Genomic DNA, 25,438 nt, shown 5'->3' on the forward strand with positions numbered 1-25,438 from the left:
CACCAAAATGGAACACGCTCGAATATCAATTGGCGTCACATGAAACACTATGCCGTTTGTGCATAGGTTAGCGTGCAACAGCATTGGCCGCAAAATCACCTTCAGGCCTAGGATTGGCGCCATTCCGGCATGTGCCGGGTCAAAATCGAGATGATATACATCATGTCCTCCGCTGCATCGTTCCGCGTCGAAAAAGATTTGTTGGGTACCCTTGAAGTTCCTGCAGATGCCTACTACGGCATCCAGACCCTGCGCGCTGCCAACAACTTCCACCTCTCCGGTGTTCCGCTGTCGCACTACCCGAAGCTGGTCGTGGCCCTGGCCATGGTCAAGCAGGCTGCTGCTGACGCCAACCGTGAGCTGGGCCACCTGAGCGATGCCAAGCACGCTGCCATCACCGCAGCCTGCGCCCGCCTGATCAAAGGCGATTACCACGACCAGTTCGTGGTGGACATGATCCAGGGCGGTGCTGGTACTTCTACCAACATGAACGCCAACGAAGTGATCGCCAACGTTGCGCTGGAGGCCATGGGCCACCAGAAGGGTGAGTACCAGTACCTGCACCCGAACAACGACGTGAACATGGCGCAGTCGACCAACGACGCCTACCCGACGGCTATCCGCCTGGGCCTGCTGCTGGGCCACGACGCGCTGCTGGCCAGCCTCGACAGCCTGATCCAGGCCTTCGCTGCCAAGGGTAAAGAGTTCGACCACGTACTGAAGATGGGCCGTACCCAGCTGCAGGACGCGGTACCGATGACCCTGGGCCAGGAATTCCGTGCCTTCGCCACCACCATGACCGAGGACCTGCAGCGCCTGCGCTCGCTGGCCCCGGAACTGCTGACCGAAATCAACCTGGGCGGTACCGCCATCGGTACCGGCATCAACGCCGACCCTGGCTACCAGGCCCTGGCCGTACAGCGCCTGGCTGCCATCAGCGGCCAACCGCTGGTACCGGCTGCCGACCTGATCGAAGCCACCTCCGACATGGGCGCCTTCGTACTGTTCTCCGGCATGCTCAAGCGTACTGCAGTCAAGCTGTCGAAGATTTGCAACGACCTGCGCCTGCTGTCCAGCGGCCCACGCACCGGCATCAACGAGATCAACCTGCCAGCGCGTCAGCCAGGCAGCTCGATCATGCCAGGCAAGGTCAACCCGGTTATCCCGGAAGCCGTCAACCAGGTGGCCTTCGCCATCATGGGCAACGACCTGGCCCTGACCGTCGCCGCCGAAGGTGGCCAGCTGCAGCTGAACGTGATGGAGCCGCTGATCGCCTACAAGATCTTCGACTCGATCCGCCTGCTGCAACGTGCCATGGACATGCTGCGCGAGCACTGCATCGTCGGCATCACCGCCAACGAACAGCGCTGCCGTGAACTGGTCGAGCACTCGATCGGCCTGGTCACCGCCCTGAACCCGTACATCGGCTACGAAAACGCCACCCGTATCGCCCGCGTTGCCCTGGAAACCGGCCGCGGCGTACTGGAACTGGTGCGCGAAGAGAAGCTGCTGGACGACGCGATGCTCGACGACATCCTGCGTCCGGAAAACATGATCGCTCCCCGTCTGGTTCCGCTGAAGGCGTAACCAGGCTGCTGTAAACAGTCTCACCAGGTCGAGGGACTAGACACCTCTCAACCTTTCAAAGGCCCGAGCCTATGCTTCGGGCCTTTTTTTTGCCTGAAGGATTTTGGGGCTGCTTTTCGGCCCCCCGAACATCGGCACACAACTTGCTCCATAATGCGTCCCAGGCCAACGGGATTACCCAGCATGCTGCACAGCCACCTGACCACCCTCAACGCGGTTTCGCTGATCCTCAACGTCTTCCAGGCAGACGGTTGCGAGGCGTCGGCGCTGCTGGCCGGCAGCGGCATCGGCCCGGCAGACCTGGGCCATGCCGATGCGCGTATCACCACCCAGCAGGAACTGCAGGTGTGCGCCAACGCCGTTGCCCGACGCGAAGATATAGGCCTGGAGCTGGGCCAGCGCATGCATGTGTCGTGCTACGGCATGCTTGGTTACGCCCTGCTCTCCAGTGCCACTTTGGGTGACGCCTTGCGCTTGGCACTGCAGTATCCGGCACTGCTGGGAACAATCTTCAAGCTGCGTTTGCTCGATGACGGTCAGCGTGTCTGGTTCAGCGCCAGCGATTACCACGACAGCCCGGCGCTGACCGCCTTCAATGCAGAGTTCTGCCTGGTGTCGCTGAAGGTCATCTGCGACGACCTGCTCGGCCGCCCGCTGCCCCTGCTGGGTGCTCGTTTTGAACACCCACGGCCCGGTTACCATGCTCTCTATACCGGGGCATTCCAGTGCCCGGTCGGTTTCGACGCCGAGGACAATGCCTTTGCCTTCGAACGGCGCTGGCTGGACACGCCACTGCCGCTGGCCGACCCGATTACCCACAAGGCAATGAGCGAACGCTGCCGGCGCCTGAACCTGGAATTCACCGGCCGCCAGGCCTGGCTGGGGCGGATTCGCCAACTGCTGGCGCAGCAACTGGATGCAGCGCCCGGGCTGGAAGGGCTGGCACGGCAGATGAACTGCTCATCGCGCACCCTGCGCCGGCATTTGCAGGCGTTGGGCAGCAGTTATCAACAGCTGCTGGATGAACTGAGGTTCGAGCGGGCCAAACAGTTGCTGGCTGATGCGCAGATGCCGATCTACCGGATTGCCGAGTCCCTGGGGTTCAGCGAGACCGCCAGTTTTCGGCATGCCTTCCAGCGCTGGAGTGGTGTAGCGCCAAGCCATTTTCGCGGTTGAACTGTACCGGCCCTTTCGCGGGTGAACCCGCTCCCACAGGGATTGCACCCACTCAGGTGCAACACTGTACCTGTGGGAGCGGGTTCACCCGCGAAAGGGCCAGTACAGGCCACCAACAAATTCTGCCAATGAAGCTTGGCCACATCGATCCCCTTTTGGCCGTATGCGTCGTTCTCCCCCACTGGCTCGCCCATGAAAATGGGCCCACGCCAGTATCCAATGGAGAACAACAATGCTGACGATCTATTCCGATGACCACCGCCTGCACCATGGCCGCTGCGAGCTGATCGACGGCAAGCTGATGCCCTGTTTCGAAATGCCGTCACGCGCCGACCATGTGCTCGACCAGGTGAAAAAGCGCAACCTTGGCGACATCCAGGGCCCCACCGACTATGGCCGTGCACCGTTGCTGCGCATCCACAGTGCCGACTACCTGGATTTCTTCGAAGGTGCCTGGGCGCGCTGGGCCGCACTGGGCCAGGAAGGCGACCTGCTGCCATTCACCTGGCCCGCACGCTCCCTGCGCCAGATAAAACCCACCGGCCTGCACGGTGAGCTGGGCTACTACAGCTTCGACGCCGGCGCACCGATCACCGCCGGGACCTGGCAGGCTGCCTACAGCGCCGCCCAGGTCGCCCTCACCGCCCAGGCGGCGATCCAGCAAGGCGCCCATTCCGCCTTCGCCCTGTGCCGCCCGCCAGGGCACCATGCGGCTGGCGAAGTCATGGGCGGCTATTGCTACCTGAACAACGCCGCCATCGCCGCCCAGGCCTTCCTTGACCAGGGCCGGCGCAAGGTCGCAATTCTCGATGTCGACTATCACCACGGCAACGGCACCCAAGACATCTTCTACAGCCGCAACGATGTGTTCTTCGCCTCGATCCATGGCGACCCGCGCGACGAGTTCCCGTTCTTCCTCGGCTATGCCGATGAAACCGGCGAGGGTGCCGGCGAAGGCTGCAACATCAACTACCCACTGCCGGCTGGCAGCGACTGGGCCGCCTGGAACGCCGCCCTGGAGGACGCCTGCCAGCGCATCGCCGCCTATGACGCTGAAGTGCTGGTGATCTCGCTGGGTGTGGATACCTTCAAAGACGACCCGATCTCGCAGTTCAAGCTGGACAGCCCGGACTACCTGGAAATGGGCAAGCGCATCGCCCAGCTCGGCAAGCCGACCCTTTTCGTGATGGAAGGCGGCTACGCTGTGGAAGAAATCGGTATCAACGCGGTCAATGTGCTGGAAGGCTTCCAGCAGGCCCAGCCAGGAGCCCGATAATGGTTCGACTCAAGCGTCTGCTCGCCCCGTTCATCGCCGCTACCCTGTTCACTGGTGCCCTGCAGGCCCAGGCCGAACAGCGCACCCTGCGGGTGTTCAACTGGTTCGACTACATCACTCCGCAAACTCTCACCGAGTTCCAGAAAGACAGCGGAGTGAAGCTGGTCTACGACATCTTCGACACCAACGAGGCGCTGGAAGCGAAACTGCTGACCGGCAACTCCGGATATGACGTGGTAGTGCCATCCAACGTGTTCCTCGCCAAGCAGATCGAAGCGGGTGTGTTCCAGCCGCTGGACCGCAGCAAGCTGCCGAACTGGCAGCACCTGGACCCGGCGCTGATGAAGCTGATCGAAGCCAACGACCCCGGCAACAAATTTGCCGTACCCTACATGTACGGCACAGTGTTGATCGGCTTCAACCCGGCCAAGGTCAAGGCTGCGCTCGGCGACAACGCCCCGGTGGACAGTTGGGACCTGATCTTCAAGGAAGAGAACATCGCTAAGCTCAAGCAATGCGGCGTGGCCCTGCTCGACTCGCCGTCGGAGATCATGCCGCTGGCCCTGCAGTACCTGGGCCTGCCACCGAACAGCGACAAACCGGCTGATTACAAGAAAGCCGAAGCGCTGATGCTGAAGATTCGCCCGCACATCACCTACTTCCATTCCTCGAAGTACATGGCTGACATCGCCAACGGCGATATCTGCGTTGCAGTGGGCTACAGCGGTAGCTTCTCTCAGGCAGCCAACCGCGCCCGCGAGGCGAAGAATGGCGTGGTGGTGGACATGCGCCTGCCCAAGGAAGGTGCACCGATCTGGTTCGACATGCTGGCGATTCCGAAGAATGCGACCAACCCGGAAGATGCCCACGCGTTCATCAACTACTTACTGCGGCCTGAGGTGATTGCGCCTATCAGCGACTTTGTCGGGTACCCGAACCCGAACAAGGATGCGACCGACAAGGTCGACCCGGCGATTCGCAACAACCCCAACCTGTATCCGACAGCGGAGGCGATGGCCAAGCTGTATACCCTCAAGCCCTTGGCGCGGGATGTCGAGCGAGCTCGGACCAGGGCCTGGACACGGATCAAGTCTGGTACCTGATTTAGAGCCGGGGCCGCTAGGCGGCCCCATTCACTTTCTCCAGGCCTTGCGCAAGCGCATCAACGCCTCGGCAATCTCCCCCTCCGGCACCGCTGCAAACCCCAGCACCAGCCCTGCCCTTTTATCCACAGGCACCTCGCTGTCAGCCAGCCAGAAATTGCTAAGCGGCGTCACCTCAACCCCCACCGCTTCAGCCTTGGCCACCAACTCCTGCTCCCGCGCAAAGTTATCCACATCGACCTTCACATGCAGCCCGGCCGCCACCTCCGGCATGCCGCTCAAACCCGGAATATCCACGGGCCAGCCAGCCTTCAGCACATTGCGCCGGCTCAACGCCGCCTTGCGCATGCGCCGAATATGCCGCTGGAAGTGCCCCCGGGCCATGAACTCGGCCATCACGCACTGGCTACTGACCTCTGAATGCCGCACCGCCAGCGCCCTGCCCTGGCTGAACGGCTGCGCCAGTTGTGGTGGCAGTACCAGATAGCCCAGGCGCAACGCCGGAAAGGCGATCTTGCCGAAGGTACCGACGTACAGCACCCGCCCGTGCCGGTCGAGCGCCGCTAGCGGGGCCAAGGGCGCACCGCTGTACCGGTACTCGCCGTCGTAGTCGTCTTCGATGATCCAGCCTTCGCTGCGCTCGGCCCATGCCAGCAGTTCCAGGCGTCGCGCCAGGCTCATGGTCACCCCGGTCGGGTACTGGTGGGCTGGCGTGACGTAGGCCAGCCGGCAATCCGTCAGTTGCCCGAGCCGGCGACAGTCCATGCCATCCTCGTCCACCGGCACGCCACACAACCTGCCACCGGCCAGCGCAAAGGCATGCCCGGCTGCGCGGTAACCCGGGTTTTCCACAGCCACACCGTCGCCCGGCTGCAACAGCAACTGTGCACAAAGGCTGATTGCCTGCTGCGCACCACTGGTGATCACAATTTGTTCAGCGGTACAACTCAGTCCACGCGAGCGACGCAGGTAGGCCGCGATCAGTTCGCGCAGCAGCGGCTCGCCTGCCGGGTCACCATAACCCAACTGCGCCGGAGCCGGGTTGCGCCAGAAACCCGCCTGCAGCTTGGCCCAGACGTCGAAGGGGAACAGGTCGAACGCCGGAATACCGACGCGAAAAGCACGCGGTGCACCGCTTCTTGGGGGCGGCAGATGGTTACTTTTCAGGCGCTGCAAAGGCTCGCTGGAACGACGCTTGCTGGATAAATCCTCAGTATTTTCTGAGGGAGATGTGGATAAGTCTGTTGATAACCCACGGGATAACCCTGTGGATACTTGTGTGGATAGTTTTGCACTGGAGAGCTTCGGTAACTGGCTGACATAGGTGCCGTCGCCTACCCGGCTTTCGATGTAGCCCTCGGCATATAGCTGGTCATAGGCCCGCACCACACTGTTGCGTGACAGCGCCAGCATGGCGGCCAGATCACGAGTGGCCGGTAGCCGTGTGCCACTGCTCAGGCGCCCGTCCAGCACCCGCGCACGTAGCGCCTGGTACAGCTGCTGGCTGAGCCCGCGGCGGCGATCGAGGTCGATCCCGGCAGGGTCGAAAGGCAACACGAGGGGGCGCTCGTTCATGGCATTGGACCTATAAAAACAGCTGTTAATGGCTCTTACTATGAACCAATAGCCTGCCTAGGATGGAGCCATCGCACAAGGAAACCGAGCATGTACAACAGCAAACCCCATCAGGAACACGACCTCGGGCGCCTGCACCAGCACATGCTCGACACCCGTCTGGCCATCCTGGTCAGCCAGGGCGAACAAGGCCTGCTGGCCACGCACCTGCCAGTGCTGGTCGATATTGCCGAAGGCGAATTCGGCACCGTCTATGCCCACCTGGCGCGGGCCAACCCCCAATGGCACGACCTGAGGCAAGGTGGCGAAGCCCTGCTGGTGTTCCCCGGCGCCGATGCCTATGTCAGCCCCGGTTACTACCCGAGCAAGGCCGACAACCCCAAGGTGGTGCCAACCTGGAACTACTTGGCCGTGCACGCCTATGGCCCAGCCGAAGTGATCCACGAAGCCGAACCCTTGCTGGCCATTGTCAGCCGACTGACCGAGCGCCACGAACAAGGCCGCGGCGAACCGTGGAAAGTCACCGACGCCCCGCGTGATTACCTCGATGGCATGCTCCGCGCCATCGTCGGTGTTCGCTTGCCCATCACCCGCCTGCAAGGCGCGCGCAAGCTAAGCCAGAACCGCTCTGAGCAAGACATTGCCGGCGTGCGTGAAGGCCTTAGCGCCAGCCCCGATTACCTGGATAACCAACTCGCGGCGCATATGCGCCAACTCTGAAGGAATAGCCCATGTCCAGCGTCACCCTGCGTCCTGTCACCACCCAAGACCATGCTGCCTGGCTTGCCCTGTGGCAGGCCTACTTGCACTTCTATGAATCCGAATTGGCCGAAGAGGTCAGCCTCAGCACCTGGCAACGCCTGCTCGACCCAAACGAACCGACCCATTCAGCCTTGGCCTGGGTCGATGGCAAGGCGGTGGGCATGGTCAACTTCATCTACCATCGTTCCAACTGGAGCATTGGCAACGCCTGCTACCTGCAGGACCTGTACGTGGACAGCGGGCAGCGCGGCCTGGGCATCGGCCGCCAGCTGATCGAGCACGTCTACGCCCAAGCCAAGACCGACAACTGCATCAAGGTGTACTGGGTGACCCATGAGACCAACGCCACCGCCATCAGCCTGTACCAACAGGTTGCCGAGCGCTCGGGCTTCATCCAATTCCGCAAAGAGTTCTAAGGCCGAACATGACCGACGCATTGAACTGGAAACCCGCCGCAGTCCCACAGGCCGAGCCTATCGACGGCCGTTTCATCCGCCTCGAAAAGCTTGACCCGGCGCGACATGGCGACGACCTCTGGGAGGTGTTGCAAGGCCCGGCTGCCGATCCGGCACTGTGGGACTACTTGCCCTATGGCCCATTTGCCGAGCGTGCCGCCTTCGACCGTTGGCTGGAAGGCAACGCCGCCGGCCGCGACCCGCTGTTCTACACCGTCATCGACCGCACCAGCGGCCAGGCCCAGGGCATCCTCAGCCTGATGTCGATCGTGCCCGACCACGGTCGCATCGAAATTGGCCACATCGCCTTCGGCGCCGCCATGCAGCGTACACCCAAGGGCACCGAGGCAGTGTACCTGCTGGGCAAGCTGGGCTTCGAGCTGGGCAACCGCCGGCTGGAGTGGAAGTGCAACAACGCCAACGCCCGCTCCAAGCGCGCGGCGGAGCGGTTTGGCTTTGTCTATGAAGGAGTGTTCCGCAAGCACCTGGTGGTGAAGGACCACAATCGGGATACGGCGTGGTATTCGATTACCGATGATGAGTGGCCAGCGGTGGCTGCTGGGTTCGAGCGGTGGTTGAGCGATACCAACCAACAACCTGGAGGTCAGGTAGAAACACTTGAGGCATGCCGTAAAGGTTGAGAGTTGTGTTAGATCAGCCGGCCTCTTCGCGGGTAAACCCGCTCCCACAGGTACTGACCTCAGGCTTGCGGGGGCCTGTAGGAGCAGCCTTGTGCTGCGAAGAGGCCGGCAGATTCAACGCGAAAAAAAGGGGAGCATCCGCTCCCCAGAGGTTAACCGCTTGTAGATGAGGGCTTATCTCAGCCCTCGATCTCGATCAGGATCTCGCCCGGAGTCACACGGTCGCCCTTGGCCACGTGGATGGCCACCACCTTGCCAGCGATACCCGCCTGCACTTCGGTCTCCATCTTCATGGCTTCGGTGATCAGCACGGCCTGGCCGGTCTTGACCATGTCGCCTTCCTTGACCAGCACATCGACGATGTTGCCTGGCATGGTGGTGCTGACGTGGCCCGGGGCACTGGCCTGCTTGCGCTTGCTGCTGCCGCCGCCGACGAATTCGTTGAGCGGCTCGAACACCACTTCTTCCGGCATGCCGTCGATCGACAGGTAGAAGTGGCGCTTGCCTTCGGCCTTCACGCCCACACCGGTGATGTCGACACGGTAGGTTTCGCCGTGCACGTCGATGACGAACTCGGTCGGTACGCCTTCACCGCTATGGGACGCCACTGCGCCCGCTTCAGGAATTGGCAGCAGGACTTCGGGAGTCAGGGTGCCGGCTTCGCGTTCTTCGAGGAACTTGCGGCCAATGTCAGGGAACATGGCGAAAGTCAGCACGTCTTCTTCGCAACGGGCCAGGGCGCCGATATCGGCACGCAGCTTGGCCATTTCCGGCTTCAGCAGGTCGGCCGGGCGCACGTCGATCACTTCTTCACTGCCGATCGCCTGACGGCGCAGCTGCTCGTTGACCACGCCCGGAGCCTTGCCGTAACCGCCTTGCAGGTACAGCTTCACCTCGTTGGTGATGGTCTTGTAGCGCTCGCCGGCCAGCACGTTGAAGAACGCCTGGGTACCGACGATCTGCGAGGTCGGGGTCACCAGCGGTGGGAAGCCAAGGTCTTCACGCACGCGCGGGATCTCAGCCAGCACTTCATTCATGCGGTTGAGGGCGCCCTGCTCCTTGAGCTGGTTGGCCAGGTTGGAAATCATGCCGCCCGGTACCTGGTTGACCTGCACGCGGGTGTCCACGGCGGTGAACTCGCTTTCGAACTGGTGGTACTTCTTGCGCACGGCATAGAAGTACAGGCCGATTTCCTGCAGCAGTTCCAAGTCCAGGCCAGTATCGAATTCGCTGCCTTTGAGCGCGGCAACCATCGACTCGGTACCCGGGTGGCTGGTGCCCCAAGCGAAGCTGGAGATGGCGGTGTCGATGTGATCGGCGCCGTTTTCCACAGCCTTCAGCTGGCACATTGCGGCCAGGCCGGCAGTGTCGTGGGAGTGGATGAACACCGGCAGCGACTGCTCGGCTTTCAGCGCCTTGACCAGTTCGCCGGTGGCGAACGGGGTCAGCAGGCCGGCCATGTCCTTGATCGCGATCGAGTCGCAACCCATGGCTTCCATCTGCTTGGCCTGGTTCACGAAGGCTTCGATGGTGTGCACCGGGCTGGTGGTGTAGGCGATGGTACCCTGAGCGTGTTTGCCGGCAGCCTTGACCGCTTCAATGGCCACGCGCAGGTTACGCACGTCGTTCATGGCATCGAAGATACGGAACACGTCGATACCGTTGACTGCGGCCTTGGCGACGAACGCCTTGACCACGTCGTCGCTGTAGTGGCGGTAGCCCAGCAGGTTCTGGCCGCGCAGCAGCATTTGCAGGCGGGTGTTGGGCAGCGCGGCGCGCAGCTTGCGCAGGCGCTCCCACGGGTCTTCCTTGAGGAAGCGCACGCAGGCGTCGAAGGTGGCGCCACCCCAGACTTCCAGCGACCAGTAGCCGACCTTGTCGAGCTTGTCGCAGATCGGCAGCATGTCTTCGGTACGCATGCGGGTGGCCAGCAGGGACTGGTGGGCGTCGCGCAGGATCGTGTCGGTTACGTGAATTTTCTTGGACATTATGGGGTTCCTCACAGGCCTGCGTGGGCGGCGATGGCGGCGGCGATGGCCAGGGCCAGCTCTTCGGGTTTGCGCTTGATCGAGTAATTGGTCAGTTCCGGGTGGCTTTCGACGAAGCTGGTGTTGAACTGGCCGCTACGGAATTCCGGATTGCGCAGGATTTCCTGGTAGTACGCGGCGGTGGTCTTCACCCCTTGCACGCGCATGTCGTCCAGGGCCCGCAGGCCGCGGTCCATGGCTTCTTCCCAGGTCAACGCCCACACCACCAGTTTCAGGCACATGGAGTCGTAGAACGGCGGGATGGTGTAGCCGGTGTAGATCGCCGTGTCGGTACGCACGCCCGGGCCGCCGGGTGCGTAGTAACGGGTGATCTTGCCGAAGCTGGGCAGGAAGTTGTTCTTCGGATCTTCGGCGTTGATGCGGAACTGCAGCGCGTAACCGCGGTGCTGGATGTCTTCCTGCTTGACCGACAGCGGCAGGCCCGAGGCAATGCGGATCTGCTCACGGACGATGTCGATACCGGTGATTTCCTCGGTGATGGTGTGTTCCACCTGCACCCGGGTGTTCATTTCCATGAAGTACACCTCGCCATCGGCGAGCAGGAACTCCACGGTACCGGCGTTCTCGTAGTTCACTGCCTTGGCCGCACGCACCGCCAGGTCGCCGATGTAGGCGCGCTGTTCGGGGGTGAGCTGTGGGCTCGGGGCGATTTCGATGAGTTTCTGGTTGCGGCGCTGGATCGAGCAGTCGCGCTCGAACAGGTGCACGACGTTGCCAAAGCTGTCACCGAGGATCTGCGCCTCGATGTGCTTGGGGTTGACGATGCACTTTTCCAGGAACACTTCCGCAGAACCAAAGGCCTTGGTAGCCTCGGAGATGACGCGGGGGAAGTTCTGTTCCAGTTCTTCACGGCTGTTGCAACGGCGAATACCACGGCCGCCACCACCAGAGGTGGCCTTGAGCATGACCGGGTAACCGATGCGGTCACCTTCGCTCAGGGCTTCGTGAATATCGGCAACGTTGCCTTCTGTACCCGGGGTTACCGGCACACCAGCGGCGATCATGGTGCGACGCGCTTCGGTCTTGTCGCCCATGCGGCGGATGACCTCGGCGGCAGGGCCGATGAACTTGATCCCGCGCTCGGCGCAAATCTCTGCCAGTTCAGCATTTTCCGACAGGAAACCATAACCTGGGTGCAGGGCATCACAGCCGGTTTCCACAGCCAGGTTCACCAGCTTGCGCGGGTTCAGGTAACCGGCCAGCGGCTCGGCACCAATGCTGTGGGCTTCGTCGGCGCGCTTGACGTGCAACGCATGGCGGTCGGCGTCGGAATAGATCGCCACCGAGCGAATGCCCATCTCGGCGCAGGCACGCACGATCCGAACTGCAATTTCACCTCGGTTGGCGATCAGGATTTTTTTTATCACTGGAGTCTTCCCAAAGCCGTAGGAACAGTCGAGCCGGTTCTCCCGGTCGGCGCGTGACCAGACGTTGCTGGCCAGTCGCACATTCACCCTAGCGCTGTAGGTTAATAAACAAAAATCAATATTTGTTAGGGGCTGTATTAGCAAAAGCTTATAGTGCGGTAACAAGGTGTTGCCGAAGGGCGGATAAAAATGCGTAAGTCCTTGATGCGTATGACTTTGCGTCAACTGCAGATCTTCAACGAGGTCTGCGATTTGCGTTCATACAGCCGTGCGGCGGAAGAGATGGCGCTTACGCAACCCGCCGTTAGTCTACAGATCCGTCAGCTCGAAGAGCTGATCGGTCAGCCGCTGTTCGAGTACGTGGGCAAGAAACTCTACCTGACCGAAGCTGCCGAGGCCCTGCAACGCGCCAGCCGCGATATCTTCGGGCGCCTGGAGAGCCTGGACATGCAACTTTCGGACATGCAGGGCTCATTGCAGGGGCAGTTGAAACTGGCGATCGAGTCCAGTGCCAAGTACTTCGTGCCACACCTGTTCGCGGCCTTCAAGCAGCGTCACCCGGAGGTCAACCTGACCCTGACAGTGGTCAATCGCGCCCAGGCCATCCGCCGCCTGTCGGACAACCGCGACGACCTGATCATCATGTCCATGGTGCCGCAGGACATGGGGCTGGAGTTTCTGCCGTTCCTCAACAACCCGATCATCGCGGTGGCGCCGCCCGAGCACCCGCTGTGCAAGCTGGAGCAACTGCGCCTGCAGGACCTGGAGCCTCATACCCTGCTGGTCCGCGAACAGGGTTCGGGCACGCGCAAGGCTTGCGAGGAATACTTCAAGAACAAGCGCGTGCATTTCACCCAGACCCTGGAGGTGGCCTCGGCCGACGCCCAGCGCGAGTGCGTAATTGCCGGGCTGGGGATTGCCATGCTTACCCGCCATGCGGTCAACCTGGAGCTGGCTACCGGTGTATTGAGGGAGCTGCCGGTGGAAGAACTGCCGCTGTACCGCAGTTGGTGCGTGGTGCAGTCCAAGGCCAAACGGCAGTCGCCGGTGGCCTTGGCCTTTCTGGCATTCATCCGCAGCGAACGTGCGCTGATCAGCGCGCTGGTTGAGCGTTTTTCGGGGAAGCTGCTGCCGACGCCTGCCAGACCGTGAGCTCTTGCAGCTCGGGGTAGTCCACTAGTTCGCGGAGCAGTTGACGTTGGTCGCAATAGCTCTCGATCGCGCGGCGGTATTCCATGCGGCGCTGATCCTTTTCCTGCTGCTTGCGAGCCTTGGCGCTGGGTTGGTACGTACCGTCGAAGTCACGAGCCATTGCCTGTCTCCCAGATAGGATGCGGGAGTTTCATACTGGCTTGAGTGGTTTACGGTTTGGCTGTGGAATGGTGACAAAACAGTGAAATTTATAGCGCCTGTGTCGGCCTCTTCGCGGGTAAACCCGCTCCCACAGGTGCTCACCAGCCTCAAGGACGGTGCAGTACCTGTGGGAGCGGGTTTACCCGCGAAAGGGCCGGCACAAGCAACGACAATCAGTCGTCGGTAGCCTTGATCGACTTGGGCGACAAGCGCAGGCTGCGCAAGCTGCGCTTCACGCTCTTCAGGTGGTTGACCAGGCTCGGCCCGCGCGCCATGGCTACGCCCATGGCCAGCACGTCGATCACCACCAGGTGGGCGATACGAGAGGTCAGCGGGGTGTAGATTTCGGTGTCCTCATGCACATCGATCGCCAGGTTTACCGTCGATAGCTCCGCCAGCGGTGTCTGGCTTGGGCACAGGGTAATCAGGTTGGCGCCGCTCTCACGGACCAGGTTGGCGGTAATCAGCAGGTCCTTGGAGCGGCCCGACTGGGAAATGCATACCGCCACATCACCCGGCTTCAGGGTCACCGCCGACATCGCCTGCATGTGCGGGTCGGAATAGGCTGCCGCGCTGAGCAACAGACGGAAGAATTTGTGCTGAGCATCGGCCGCCACTGCACCGGAAGCACCAAAGCCATAGAACTCCACACGCTGCGCCTGGGCCATGGCAGTCACCGCCTGCTGCAGCGCTTGTGGGTCGAGGTGCTCGCGCACTTCCATCAGGGTGTGCAGCGTGGTGTCGAAGATCTTCAGGCTGTAGTCAGCGACCGAGTCGTCTTCATGGATGGCGAACTGGCCGAAACTCGCCCCCGCAGCCAGGCTCTGCGCCAGCTTCAGCTTCAGGTCCTGGAAGCCCGAGCAACCGATCGCGCGGCAGAAACGCACGATGGTCGGTTCGCTGATACCCACGCTGTGCGCCAGATCGGCCATGGAGCTGTGCATGACGGCAGCCGGGTCGAGTAGCACGTGGTCGGCTACCTTGAGTTCCGATTTGCGCAGCAGGTGGCGCGATTGGGCGATATGTTGCAACAGATTCACAGGCTGGACTCGGTTATGATCGGCTGGCCGGGTTGTAGCTTTCTTGTAGTTATACTACATGGACGCCAACCCGCCCAGTTAAACGAACGTGGAGAGTGGTGGTTTGACTATTCCTTGCGACATTCTGGTCTTCGGCGGCACCGGCGATCTGGCCCTGCACAAATTGCTTCCGGCGCTCTACCACCTGTTTCGCGAGGCCCGTCTGAACAACGCCGTGCGGATCATCGCGCTGGCACGACGCAACTTGCCACGTAACGATTATCTCAAGCTCGCCGAACGCCATTGCCGGGCACAGATTGCCCGCAACGACTTCGACGAAGAGGTCTGGCAGCGGTTTTCCGCACGGGTCGACTATTTCGCCATGGATGCTTCGCAAAGCGCCGACTTCGGTCGCCTGGCGCGCTACCTGGGCGAGCCCGGCGGCTTGACGCGCATCTTCTACCTGGCCACCGCCCCCAATCTGTTCGTGCCGATTGCCAAGCACCTGCATAACGCCGGCCTGGCAGACACTGAGGCGCGCATCGTGCTGGAAAAGCCGATCGGCCACTCGCTGGAATCGGCTACCGCCATCAACGAAGCGATTGGCGCAGTGCTGGAGGAAAACCAGGTATTTCGCATCGACCACTACCTGGGCAAGGAAACCGTGCAGAACCTCATGGCCCTGCGTTTTGCCAACGCCCTGCTGGAGCCGGTGTGGCGCAACAACCAGGTTGATCACGTGCAGATCAGCGTTTGCGAGACCCTGGGTGTAGAGAACCGTGGTGCTTACTACGACCGCGCCGGGGCGACCCGCGACATGTTGCAGAACCACCTGCTTCAGCTGCTATGCCTGGTGGCCATGGAGCCCCCCGCGCAGTTCGAGGCCGAAGCGGTGCGTGACGAGAAAGTGAAGATCCTGCGGGCCCTCAAGCCCATCACTGGCCAGGACGTGCAGGACAAGACCGTACGCGGCCAGTATGGCGCCGGGCGCATCGGCGGCCAGGAAGTGCCGGCCTATTACTTCGAAAAGGACGTCGACAACGACAGCGACACCGAAACCTTCATCGCCATCGAGACGCACATCGACAATTGGCGCTGGGCGGGCGTGCCCTTCTACCTGCGTACCGGCAAGCGCATGGCACGGCGCTCATCGCAGATCGTCATCCAGTTCAAGCCGGTGCCCCACGAGCTTTTCAATGGTGGCCAGGTCAACCAGCTGCTGATCCAGTTGCAACCGGACGAACGCATCAGCCTGCGCATGATGACCAAGAGCCCGGGGAAGGGCATGCGCCTGGAGCCTGTGGACCTGGACCTGAACCTGGCCCAGGTGTTCAGCCAGACCCGCCGCTGGGACGCCTACGAGCGCCTGCTGCTGGATGTGCTGGAGGGCGACTCGACGCTGTTCATGCGCCGCGATGAGGTGGAAGCGGCCTGGGCCTGGATCGACCCGATCATCAAGGGCTGTGAAGAGCACTTCCAGGCGCCGCGACCGTACCCGGCAGGCTGTAACGGGCCAGAGCAAGCCAACAGCCTGCTCGCCAGGCACGGCAGGCAATGGCATAGCTGAAGCACTGCCCTGCTCCCGTGGCAGGCGAAAGGGCAGAAAGTAGCCCAGCGCACTGGCGCTACTTTCAACCCGAAACAGGAGCAGACAATGGCCATTATCACCAACCTCGTTGCAATCAACGACATCGCTCACGGCAAGCAGGTTTTCAGGGTTCACGGCACCGTTACGGTCGCCTCCCCGGCCATCGAACCGGTGCTGGTCGAACCCAAGCTGCGCCACAGGGGTGGCTGGGAAGTACTTGAGCTTCAACTTCTGGATAGCGGCGCAATCACTCCGCAGGTGCTGACGGAAAAAACCGTGGCTTTCGAGCGTGCAGGCGGCACTGGCTGGAAAACCGTGGAGATCATTCATGCAGACGGTTCGCAGCGCTGCGAAATTCGTACCATCGAGGCGATTGACTGAGCCGCTGCCGGCCAGGTCGCCCGAGCGGTGGCCTGGCACCTTCCATCGGCTCGATGAACGGGCATGTTGCAGGTGAATATTTATACAGTAGAGGTTTGCCCCATTTCCTGCCGCGCCCTAGAATGGCCCGATGCGCACAGACGACCTCTCCCTCCTGCTGAATTCCCTCAACGATGCCCAACGCCAGGCCGTAGCGGCCACGCTAGGGCGTCAACTGGTGCTTGCTGGCGCCGGTTCCGGTAAAACCCGCGTGCTGGTGCACCGCATTGCCTGGCTGATCCAGGTGGAGCAGGCATCGCCGCACTCGATCCTGTCGGTGACCTTCACCAACAAGGCCGCGGCAGAAATGCGCCAGCGTATCGAGCAACTGCTGGGTATCAACCCGGCGGGCATGTGGGTCGGCACCTTCCACGGCCTGGCCCATCGCCTGCTGCGGGCCCATTGGCAGGAAGCGAGGCTGGTGCAGAACTTCCAGATCCTCGACAGCGACGACCAGCAGCGCCTGATCAAGCGGGTGATGCGCGAGTTGGGCCTGGACGAGCAGAAATGGCCGGCACGCCAGGCCCAGTGGTTCATCAACGGGCAAAAGGACGAAGGCCTGCGTCCACAGCATATCCAGGCCGGGGGCGACCTGTTCCTGTCGACCATGCGCGACGTCTATACCGCCTATGAGCAGGCCTGCGAGCGCGCCGGGGTCATCGACTTCTCCGAGCTGCTGCTGCGCGCCCTGGACTTGTGGCGCGACCACCCGGGCCTGCTGGAGCACTACCAGCGGCGCTTCCGCCACGTGCTGGTGGACGAGTTCCAGGATACCAACGCCGTGCAGTACGCCTGGCTGCGCCTGCTGGCGCGCGGCGGTGACAGCCTGATGGCGGTGGGCGATGACGACCAGTCGATCTACGGCTGGCGCGGTGCCAAGATCGAGAACATTCACCAGTACACTGCCGACTTCCCCGACGCCGAGATGATCCGCCTGGAGCAGAACTACCGCTCCACCGGTGGCATCCTCAAGGCGGCGAACGCGCTGATCGCCAACAACAGCGGGCGCCTGGGCAAAGAGCTGTGGACCGACATGGGTGAAGGCGAACCGCTGACCCTGTATGCGGCCTACAACGAGCACGACGAAGCGCGCTACGTGGTGGAAACCATCGAGAGCCTGGTCAAGAAGGGCAATGCGCGCAACGAGATCGCCATACTGTACCGTTCCAACGCCCAGTCGCGGGTGCTGGAAGAAGCCCTGCTGCGCGAACGCATCCCCTACCGCATCTATGGCGGTCAGCGCTTCTTCGAGCGCGCCGAAATCAAGAACGCCATGGCTTACCTGCGGCTGATCGAAGGCCGCGGTAACGATGCTGCCCTGGAACGGGTGATCAACGTGCCGCCACGTGGCATTGGCGAAAAAACTGTCGAAGCCATACGCGAGCACGCCCGCCACAGCCAGCTGTCGATGTGGGAAGCAATGTGCCAGCTGCTTGCCGCCAAAGCCCTGAAAGGCCGCGCTGCCAGTGCCCTGGGTGCATTCATCGAGCTGATCGAGGGGTTGGCTGCCAAGGTCGTGGACATGCCGCTGCATACCATGACCCAAACCACCATCGAGCAGTCCGGGCTGATCATCTACCACCAGGAAGAAAAGGGTGAGAAGGGCCAGGCACGGGTAGAAAACCTTGAGGAACTGGTCAGCGCAGCGCGCAACTTCGAGTCTACCGACGAAGACGCCGACCTCTCGCCTCTCTCGGCATTCCTTGGCCACGCCTCGCTCGAAGCAGGCGATACACAGGCCGACGAGCATGAAGACAGCGTCCAGCTGATGACCTTGCACAGTGCCAAGGGCCTGGAGTTCCCGTATGTGTTCCTGGTGGGCATGGAAGAAGGCCTGTTCCCGCACAAGATGAGCCTGGAAGAGCCTGGCCGCCTGGAAGAGGAACGCCGCCTGGCTTATGTGGGCATCACCCGCGCCATGCGCCAGCTGGTCATGACCTACGCCGAAACGCGTCGCCTGTATGGCAGCGAGACCTACAACAAGGTGTCACGTTTCGTACGAGAAATTCCGGCAGGCCTGGTTCAGGAAGTGCGCCTTTCCAACAGCGTCAGCCGCCCGTTCGGCGGGGCCAAGACGGCCACGAACAGCAACCTGTTCGCCAATGCCAGCATTCCGCAGACCTCGTTCAATCTGGGCCAGCGTGTTCAGCATGCGGTGTTTGGCGAGGGTGTGATCCTCAACTTCGAAGGCTCCGGCGCCCAGGCGCGGGTGCAGGTAAATTTTGCCGAAGGCAGCAAGTGGCTGATGCTGGGGTATGCCAAGCTCGAGGCCATCTGAAAGCCTGCGCGGTCCCTTGTAGGAGCGGCCTTTGTGGGAGCATTCCGAGGGCAGGTCGTGCCGGGTTTGTAACATTCAGGCAAAAGCTCGAAACATTATGTCGCTGGTCATGTGCCCGGGAACCTGTGCACCATGACGCGCGTGCAATCCACAACAGGGGATATCCCACTTATGCAACGTTTTCTTAGCATCGCTCTGGCGCTCTGCGTCGGCCTGACGCTGAGCCTGGACGCCAACGCCAAGCGTTTTGGCGGCGGCAAGAGCTCGGGCTCCGCGCCTATTCACCAGACCCGCCAGGCCACGCCAACCACGCCTGCCGCCGCGCCGACCGCACCTGGCCGTGCCGCTCCGGCCGCCAGCGGTGCTTCGCGCTGGCTGGGCCCTCTGGCCGGCCTCGCCGCCGGTGGCCTGCTGGCTTCCATGTTCATGGGCGACGGTTTCGAAGGCTTCCAGATCATGGACTTCCTGATCGTGGCGCTCATCGCCTTCCTGGTGTTCCGTTTCATCGCCGCGCGCCGTCGCCAGCAGCAGCCGCAAATGGCCATGCCGGGCCATGCGCCGATGCAGCGTGAAGCTCACGCGCAGCCTGCCCAGCCGTCGATCTTCGGTGGTTCGGCCGCACCTGCTGCCGCAGCCGCCCCGGTGATCAACGCCCCGGCCTGGTTCAACGAGCAGAACTTCCTGGCTGCTGCCCGTAACCACTTCCAGGCGCTGCAGCAGCACTGGGACGCCAACGAGATGGACAAGATCGCCGAGTTCGTCACCCCGCAGATGCTCGAGTTCCTCAAGCGCGAGCGCGCCGAACTGGGTGATGGCTTCCAGTCCACCTACATCGACAACCTCGAGGTGCAGCTGGACGGTGTCGACGACCGCGCCGACCGTACCGACGCCACCCTGACCTTCCGTGGCGTGTCGAAAAACTCGCGCTTCGACCAGGGCGAAGTGTTCAGCGAAAGCTGGCACATGGTTCGCGCCCAGGGCGAAAACCAGCCTTGGCTGGTGGCCGGTATCCGTCAAAACGGCTAACCGCTGCGTGCTGCACAAAAAACCCCCGGGCCTGTCCCGGGGTTTTTGCTTTTGCCAGAGTGGCCTACTAGGGTATAACGCGCAGCGTTGTCATCTAGGTCAGAGGAAGTGAACCGTGGAAGAAGTGATCGAACAACTCCGTGAAGCCAACGAGCCAGTGCCGGTGCCCCTTGAGCTTCCCGACGAGGACCTGCTGGTCGAAATCGAAGAAGAGCTGTTCATCAACATTCCGTTCGTGTTCAAAGAGTTCCTGCTGACCGTCAGTGACGTGGTGTATGGCTCACTGGAGCCGGTGACCGTTACCGACCCACAGTCACATACCTACCTGCCCGACGTCGCCGCCAACGCCTGGGATGCCGGCGTACCGCGTGACCTGATTCCACTGTGCCAAGACGGCGACAACTACTACTGCGTCGAAGAGGATGGCACCGTGGTGCTGTGGGATGCCGAAGAGGAAATCGTCGGTGAAGACAGCTGGGAATCGGTGTGGCACTGGGCGCGGGATGTCTGGCTGGAGAGCTGATTTCGATCTCTGATCTGGTGCTGCTTGTGCCGGCCTCTTCGCGGGTAAACCCGCTCCCACAGGTATTGCACAGGTGCTGATCATTGTGCAGTACCTGTGGGAGCGGGTTTACCCGCGAAGAGGCCGGCCCAGAAATGGGAAATTTATGGCCTAGTGCCACCGGCATAGTTAAAATCGCCAGGCTTTCTGCGCCTGGCGACATCGCTACCGCTCCATCCCCTCGGACGACGGTGAAATCTTGCGCAGGGAGCATTGCCCTCTTCAGTGCGTATTCTCGCGGCTGTTCTCCAGCGTCTCCAGCAAGGCAATCTGCATGCGCGTATGCACGCGGATAAACCAGCGCCACAGCAAGGCCACCACCACCGCAGCCACCACGGCAATCACCAACAGCAGTTCGCTGGTGGGCAGAATGCTCGCCGACAGCGCCGACAGCAGCAGGAAAATCACCAGCAGCGACAACAACGGGATCACCTCGGCAATAACTCGGCGCACGCGCTGAGTATGCCGTCCGGCCGTTTCCGGTTTGACGCCCATCTCTGCCAGCAGCATCGACAGCGCCTTGAGCTTTCGATAGGCGGCAATCAGGAATGGCAGCGACAGCAATAGCGCTGCGCCCCAGATCAGCGCTTTCTGTTGGCTGGTATCGCTGACCCACTCGCTGAGCCAGTTGCCGATCCGCTCGGCGAAATAGCCCCCACTGAAGAAGATGGCGATCACCAGCGCCAGGTTCACCCCAACCTGCAACAGGATGCGCCGGATCATCGCCGCGAGCATGGCGCTCTCGCCTTGCGGCTGGATGCTCCGCAACCATTCGCCATACAACGACAACACCCGCGCCAGGCGGCTGGGCACCACCTTGCCCAGCTTGAGCGACAGCGGGTCGGCGGCACGGATCAGGTAGGGTGTCAGCAGCGTCGTGATTGCCGATACCGCCACAGCCACCGGGTAGAGGAAGTCGCTGGTCACCTGCAGAGTCATGCCCAGCGCGGCGATGATGAAGGAAAACTCGCCAATCTGCGAAAGCCCCATGCCCACCCGCAGCGATGTACGCCCGTCATTTCCGGCAATGAACGCGCCCATGCCACACGACAACATCTTGCCCAACACCACCGCCAGGGTAATGACCACGATTGGCCAGGCGTAGTCGATCAGCACCTGGGGGTCGATCATCAGGCCGATGGCGACGAAGAAGATGGCGCTGAACAGGTCGCGTACCGGTTCGATCAGGCTCTCGATCTTCAGCAACTGGCGCGATTCGGCCATGATCGCGCCAATCAGGAAGGCGCCAAGCACCATGCTGTACTCGAGCTTCACCACCAGCAGGCAGAAGCCGAAGCACAGGCCCAATACGGTTATCAGCAGCATCTCGTTGCTTTCGAACTTGGCCACGTAGGCCAGCAGGCGCGGCACCAGCAAGATACCGATGACCAGCGCGACGATCATGAACAGCGACAGCTTGCCGACCGTGGAGAACACCTCGCCCGAGCTGACCGTACCGCTGACGGCGATGCCCGACAGCAGGGCGATGATGCCGATACCGAGGATGTCCTCGACGATCAGCACGCCGAATATCAGCTGGGCGAAACGCTCGTTCTTCATCTTCAGGTCGTTGAGCGCCTTGACGATGATGGTGGTCGAGGAAATCGCCAGGATGGCGCCGAGGAACAGCGAATCCATGGTGTTCCAGCCGAACCAGCGGCCGATCTCGAAGCCGATCCAGATCATCAGCACGATTTCCAGGAACGCCGCGATAAACGCCGTGGCGCCTACCTTGAACAGCTTGCGCAGGCTGAATTCAAGACCCAGGCAGAACATCAGGAAGATCACCCCCAGCTCGGCGAGGGTCTTGATGGTGTCTTCATCGTGGATCAGGCCGAACGGTGGGGTGTGCGGGCCGATGATGAAGCCGGCGACGATGTAGCCCAGCACCACAGGCTGCTTGAGGCGGTGAAAGAGAATGGTGACCACGCCAGCAACCAGCATGATGACTGCCAGGTCCTGGATGAAGCTGATGGCATGCATGGCGTGATACTCCTTTTCTCGTCCGTTGCTGGATGCCTGGGCAGACCGCTCCTCTGCCAAGGCAACCCTGAGCGAGCAGCAAGTACATACTGTTTTGAATGCAGGAAAAGCCCATGTTGCATGGGTGCAGTCAGGTTAACATCGCACCCCGCCGCAAAGAGGCGGTGCAATATGCAGAAACAGATCGACTGGAAAAGCGCCGCTGATGGCATGATCGGCGTGACGATGGAGCGTCAGCCAACGTCCCGTACCAGGAAGGCAAATTCAAAAGAGGGGAACAGAAGTGTCTGCAGATAATGCCCCCCATTCGCCCGATTCCGCGCAACCTCACCGTGAGCACCCTATGGAACCTGGAAACGCCCAGCTGAGCATGACCGTCCTGATGACCCCGGACATGGCCAACTTTTCTGGCAACGTACATGGCGGCACCCTGCTCAAGTACCTCGACGAAGTGGCCTATGCGTGCGCCAGCCGCTATGCCGGCAGCTATGTAGTCACCCTGTCGGTCGACCAGGTGATCTTCCGTGAGCCGGTGCACGTGGGTGAACTTGTAACCTTCCTGGCGTCGGTCAACTACACCGGCAACACCTCGATGGAGGTGGGCATCAAGGTGGTGACCGAGAACATCCGAGAGCGCTCGGTGCGCCATTCCAACAGCTGCTTCTTCACCATGGTAGCGGTCGACGACAACCGTCGCCCGGTGCAGGTGCCGCCGCGCCAGCCGCAAAGCAGTGAAGAAAAGCGCCGCTTCCTGCAGGGCCAGCAGCGCCGTCAGATCCGCCAGGAGCTGGAAAAGCGCTACCAGGACCTGAAAACCGACGCGATTTAAAGCGCCAGCAGCTGTGCCTCGAAGCGCACCCTTGGGTGCGCAATGCGGTCCTGGGCCCGCACCAGCTGCAGTTCATAGCTGGAGCAGGCCTGAGTTTCCAGCAGCACTTCGTGTACGGCCGCAGCAGTGAATTCGAACGCCTGCACCCAACTGTCGCCGAGCAGGACGCGGGCCAGGAACAGGCCTGAGGTCAGGTCACCCACCCCTACCGGCTGCCGCGGGAACGCCAGCAGCGGGCGGCGCAGGTGCCAGCTCTGCTCGGCGGTCACCAGCAGCATCTCGAACTGGTCCTCGGCGCGCCCGGGGTAAGCAAGGTGCTTGACCAGCACCACCTGCGGCCCGCGCTGCAACAGGCTGCGCGCCATGTTCACGCAGTCCTCCAGCGACTGCGCTCGGCGGCCACAGAAGCTGTCCAGCTCCAGCTGGTTGGGGCACAGGATATCGGCCCTGGTAGCCGCCTCATCGAGCAGGAACTCGCTCACTTCCGCTGGCACGATACAGCCCTTCTCAGGGTGCCCCATGACCGGGTCGCAAAGGTACAAAGCCTTTGGGTTGACTGCCTTGATCCGCTCGACGCCAGCCAGAATCGCCCGGCCTTGTTCGGCACTGCCCAGGTAACCGGACAACACCGCATCGCAATGGCCCAGCTCGCCGATGTTGGAAATGCCTTCCACCAACGCGGGAATTTGCGCGGGGGCAAGCACTTCACCCGCCCACTGGCCATACTGTGTGTGATTGGAGAACTGCACGGTATTGAGCGGCCACACATTGACCCCGATACGCTGCATGGGAAACACCGCGGCGCTGTTGCCGGCGTGGCCGAACACCACGTGAGACTGGATGGCGAGCAGGTGCGGGGTACGTTTCATGCGGGAGGTTTCCAAAGCTGTTTCAGGGATTGTGCGCAACGCAGTATGAACTCGATTGCCACCTGTACGACAGGCCAGGGACGCAGTTAAGCTGGATCGACCTGTTTGGAGCATACGCAAATGTTGACCCTGGAAAACCTCTTCGTCCTGATGCTGGTCGCCACGGCAGGCGCCTGGTTGTGGCACAACCACGGGTTGCGCGAGAAAGCCCTGGAACGGGTCAAACAGCATTGCGCCAAGCTCGACCTCGAACTGCTCGACGACGCGGTCGCACTCAAGCGCATCGCCTTTGTCCGTGACGCCAACGGCCGCAAGCGCCTGGCGCGCGTCTACGCCTTCGAATTCACCGTCACGGGCGAACAGCGCCACCCCGGTACCGTGACCCAGTTCGGCGCCCACAGCGTGCAGATCGAACTAGCGCCCTACCCGTTCGAGATCAAGACCCCGCCGCGCGCCGACAACGTCATCGAGATGCAGCAGTGGCGCCAGGAGCACAACCGCTGGCGCAACTGATCAGCTGACACGACATTCGCTCAACCCGGCCTGCAGCGCGGATTGCGATTGCGGCTGGTCGAAAATCAGCTCGATACGCGTATCCCTGCGCCAGTCGCTGGGCTGCCAGGCGGGCATGTCCCCATTCAGGCCATTGAATGATTGCCAGCCCTCCACGCTGTGGATAACCCCTTTGGCACGCCGCCACGGCCAAGCCCGCAAGAACGCCTGCAACCGCTGTGGATAAAACTGCTGCCCAGGGTGCCAGCGCCAGCCGATGCTCCAACCTCCCTCTCCCTGCTGGGCAAGACAGATCGGCTGCCCGGGGTCTGCCCATAGCGCTGTCGGTGGATTTACAAGATTGTCGACAATCCTGTTATCCACAAGCGAGCTGTCGACAATGCCATGGGGTACAGCCGGAAGGTCCGACAAGGGCAGCCCACCTTGGACGGTCCAGAATATTTTCTTTTTATAAAATTTATTAGTTATCAACAATTTAGCGCTTTCATCCACAGCCTCTGATTTGTTCAAGACAACGCTTTCAGCAGCATCGAACGCCTGCTGTTGATCCTCCTGAAGCTGCTCGTTCCGGACCATCGACTGCGCGTCCACGACCATCAGCAATGGCTGTATTGTCAGCACTCCAGCCCAAGGGGCTTTTTGCAACTGAGCGAGTAACTGCAAGGGATGACCCAGCCCGGACGGCTCGATGAACAGCCTGTCAGGGCGGGATTTGCGCAGCAGTCGGCCCAGGCCCACCTGGAACGGCATGCCATTGACGCAGCACAGGCAGCCACCTGCGACTTCGCCGATGGCGATGCCGTCTTCGTCACGGCTGAGCAAGGCCGCATCCAGGCCTACCAGGCCGAATTCGTTGATCAATACTGCCCAGCGCTCATTGGCCGGGCGTTGGGCCAGCAGGTGACGGATCAGGGTAGTCTTGCCGGCCCCCAGCGGGCCGGCAATCACGTGGGTGGGAATGTTCTGCAGCATGGGCGGCTTCGGGCGATGGCGATGCCTCACTATGCG

The 25,438-nt window shown here is 61.8% G+C and carries 23 protein-coding genes; 15 read left to right on the top strand and 8 right to left on the bottom strand.

Annotation, left to right across the window (positions count from 1 at the left end; translation table 11 throughout):
* The first annotated feature begins 162 nt into the window (after window positions 1–162).
* The 4 genes from aspA to NY023_RS27120 all read left to right on the top strand — a co-directional run bounded on the left by aspA (window position 163) and on the right by NY023_RS27120 (window position 5,142).
* A complete protein-coding gene (aspA, locus tag NY023_RS27105; RefSeq protein ID WP_003260072.1) occupies window positions 163–1,587 on the top strand; it encodes an aspartate ammonia-lyase in 1,425 nt (474 codons plus the stop codon).
* A 183-nt stretch (window positions 1,588–1,770) separates the two neighbouring features.
* Window positions 1,771–2,763, top strand: coding sequence for an AraC family transcriptional regulator (locus tag NY023_RS27110; RefSeq protein ID WP_013974830.1), 993 nt, complete (start codon window positions 1,771–1,773; stop codon window positions 2,761–2,763).
* Window positions 2,764–2,995: 232 nt separating this feature from the next.
* A complete protein-coding gene (locus NY023_RS27115) occupies window positions 2,996–4,039 on the top strand; it encodes a histone deacetylase family protein (RefSeq protein WP_013974831.1) in 1,044 nt (347 codons plus the stop codon).
* Window positions 4,039–5,142: a polyamine ABC transporter substrate-binding protein gene (locus NY023_RS27120; protein ID WP_013974832.1), complete on the top strand. Its 1,104-nt coding sequence runs from the start codon at window positions 4,039–4,041 to the stop codon at window positions 5,140–5,142. Before NY023_RS27115 ends, NY023_RS27120 begins: the two co-directional genes overlap by 1 nt.
* A gap of 30 nt (window positions 5,143–5,172) precedes the next feature.
* Here the strand turns inward: NY023_RS27120 and NY023_RS27125 are convergent, their stop codons facing one another.
* Entirely contained in the window at window positions 5,173–6,717 is a 1,545-nt protein-coding gene (locus NY023_RS27125) for a PLP-dependent aminotransferase family protein (RefSeq protein WP_023660643.1), read from the bottom strand.
* 90 nt (window positions 6,718–6,807) lie between these two features.
* Between NY023_RS27125 and NY023_RS27130 the strand changes: the two genes are divergently transcribed.
* Genes NY023_RS27130 through NY023_RS27140 form a run of 3 tightly spaced genes read left to right on the top strand, consistent with a single transcriptional unit; the run spans window position 6,808 to window position 8,575 of the window.
* Entirely contained in the window at window positions 6,808–7,437 is a 630-nt protein-coding gene (locus NY023_RS27130) for an FMN-binding negative transcriptional regulator (protein WP_013974834.1), read from the top strand.
* A gap of 11 nt (window positions 7,438–7,448) precedes the next feature.
* Window positions 7,449–7,895, top strand: a complete 447-nt coding sequence (locus NY023_RS27135) for a GNAT family N-acetyltransferase (RefSeq protein ID WP_003260065.1) — start codon at window positions 7,449–7,451, stop codon at window positions 7,893–7,895.
* A gap of 8 nt (window positions 7,896–7,903) precedes the next feature.
* The gene (locus tag NY023_RS27140) at window positions 7,904–8,575 is read left to right on the top strand and encodes a GNAT family N-acetyltransferase (protein WP_013974835.1); all 672 of its coding nucleotides are present in this window, start codon (window positions 7,904–7,906) and stop codon (window positions 8,573–8,575) included.
* Between the two features lie 179 nt (window positions 8,576–8,754).
* Here NY023_RS27140 and oadA read toward each other — a convergent pair whose 3' ends face one another.
* The gene (oadA, locus tag NY023_RS27145; RefSeq protein ID WP_013974836.1) at window positions 8,755–10,563 is read right to left on the bottom strand and encodes a sodium-extruding oxaloacetate decarboxylase subunit alpha; all 1,809 of its coding nucleotides are present in this window, start codon (window positions 10,561–10,563) and stop codon (window positions 8,755–8,757) included.
* A gap of 11 nt (window positions 10,564–10,574) precedes the next feature.
* Window positions 10,575–11,990: an acetyl-CoA carboxylase biotin carboxylase subunit gene (locus NY023_RS27150; RefSeq protein ID WP_013974837.1), complete on the bottom strand. Its 1,416-nt coding sequence runs from the start codon at window positions 11,988–11,990 to the stop codon at window positions 10,575–10,577.
* Between the two features lie 189 nt (window positions 11,991–12,179).
* Here NY023_RS27150 and NY023_RS27155 point away from each other — a divergent pair, with 189 nt between their 5' ends.
* Window positions 12,180–13,142, top strand: coding sequence for a LysR family transcriptional regulator (locus NY023_RS27155; RefSeq protein ID WP_044047178.1), 963 nt, complete (start codon window positions 12,180–12,182; stop codon window positions 13,140–13,142).
* Here the strand turns inward: NY023_RS27155 and NY023_RS27160 are convergent.
* Together NY023_RS27160 and hexR are read right to left on the bottom strand one after the other, a co-directional pair.
* Complete coding sequence (locus NY023_RS27160; protein ID WP_080563834.1) at window positions 13,084–13,302, bottom strand: PA3496 family putative envelope integrity protein; 219 nt, start codon at window positions 13,300–13,302, stop codon at window positions 13,084–13,086. The two genes, NY023_RS27155 and NY023_RS27160, sit on opposite strands and share 59 nt — an antisense overlap.
* A gap of 214 nt (window positions 13,303–13,516) precedes the next feature.
* Window positions 13,517–14,383, bottom strand: a complete 867-nt coding sequence (hexR, locus tag NY023_RS27165; protein WP_011536461.1) for a transcriptional regulator HexR — start codon at window positions 14,381–14,383, stop codon at window positions 13,517–13,519.
* Between the two features lie 103 nt (window positions 14,384–14,486).
* Here hexR and zwf point away from each other — a divergent pair, with 103 nt between their 5' ends.
* The 5 genes from zwf to NY023_RS27190 all read left to right on the top strand — a co-directional run bounded on the left by zwf (window position 14,487) and on the right by NY023_RS27190 (window position 20,197).
* Entirely contained in the window at window positions 14,487–15,929 is a 1,443-nt protein-coding gene (gene zwf, locus NY023_RS27170; RefSeq protein WP_023660645.1) for a glucose-6-phosphate dehydrogenase, read from the top strand.
* Window positions 15,930–16,016: 87 nt separating this feature from the next.
* Window positions 16,017–16,331, top strand: a complete 315-nt coding sequence (locus tag NY023_RS27175) for a hypothetical protein (protein WP_013974840.1) — start codon at window positions 16,017–16,019, stop codon at window positions 16,329–16,331.
* A 130-nt stretch (window positions 16,332–16,461) separates the two neighbouring features.
* Window positions 16,462–18,648 (top strand): DNA helicase II, encoded by a 2,187-nt coding sequence (gene uvrD, locus NY023_RS27180; RefSeq protein ID WP_013974841.1) that lies wholly within the window; start codon window positions 16,462–16,464, stop codon window positions 18,646–18,648.
* Window positions 18,649–18,819: 171 nt separating this feature from the next.
* The gene (locus NY023_RS27185) at window positions 18,820–19,674 is read left to right on the top strand and encodes a Tim44 domain-containing protein (protein ID WP_013974842.1); all 855 of its coding nucleotides are present in this window, start codon (window positions 18,820–18,822) and stop codon (window positions 19,672–19,674) included.
* A gap of 115 nt (window positions 19,675–19,789) precedes the next feature.
* On the top strand, window positions 19,790–20,197 hold the full coding sequence (locus NY023_RS27190) for an SMI1/KNR4 family protein (protein ID WP_013974843.1): 408 nt from the start codon (window positions 19,790–19,792) through the stop codon (window positions 20,195–20,197).
* Window positions 20,198–20,458: 261 nt separating this feature from the next.
* On the opposite strand, the gene NY023_RS27195 is transcribed toward NY023_RS27190, so the two are convergent.
* Window positions 20,459–22,219: a cation:proton antiporter gene (locus tag NY023_RS27195; protein ID WP_013974844.1), complete on the bottom strand. Its 1,761-nt coding sequence runs from the start codon at window positions 22,217–22,219 to the stop codon at window positions 20,459–20,461.
* Window positions 22,220–22,562: 343 nt separating this feature from the next.
* Here NY023_RS27195 and NY023_RS27200 point away from each other — a divergent pair, with 343 nt between their 5' ends.
* Window positions 22,563–23,048, top strand: a complete 486-nt coding sequence (locus NY023_RS27200) for an acyl-CoA thioesterase (protein WP_003260046.1) — start codon at window positions 22,563–22,565, stop codon at window positions 23,046–23,048.
* Here NY023_RS27200 and pdxY read toward each other — a convergent pair.
* Window positions 23,045–23,917 carry a pyridoxal kinase PdxY gene (gene pdxY / locus NY023_RS27205; RefSeq protein WP_013974845.1) on the bottom strand — a complete coding sequence of 291 codons (873 nt, stop codon included), beginning with the start codon at window positions 23,915–23,917 and terminating at the stop codon, window positions 23,045–23,047. The genes NY023_RS27200 and pdxY overlap by 4 nt on opposite strands.
* Before the next feature lie 120 nt (window positions 23,918–24,037).
* Between pdxY and NY023_RS27210 the strand changes: the two genes are divergently transcribed.
* Window positions 24,038–24,430, top strand: a complete 393-nt coding sequence (locus NY023_RS27210) for a DUF3301 domain-containing protein (RefSeq protein ID WP_013974846.1) — start codon at window positions 24,038–24,040, stop codon at window positions 24,428–24,430.
* Here the strand turns inward: NY023_RS27210 and NY023_RS27215 are convergent, their stop codons facing one another.
* The gene (locus NY023_RS27215) at window positions 24,431–25,402 is read right to left on the bottom strand and encodes a CobW family GTP-binding protein (protein ID WP_013974847.1); all 972 of its coding nucleotides are present in this window, start codon (window positions 25,400–25,402) and stop codon (window positions 24,431–24,433) included.
* Between the last annotated feature and the right edge of the window lie 36 nt (window positions 25,403–25,438).

Source organism: Pseudomonas sp. NBB (assembly GCF_032701105.1).
Taxonomy (GTDB): Bacteria; Pseudomonadota; Gammaproteobacteria; order Pseudomonadales; family Pseudomonadaceae; genus Aquipseudomonas; species Aquipseudomonas asiatica.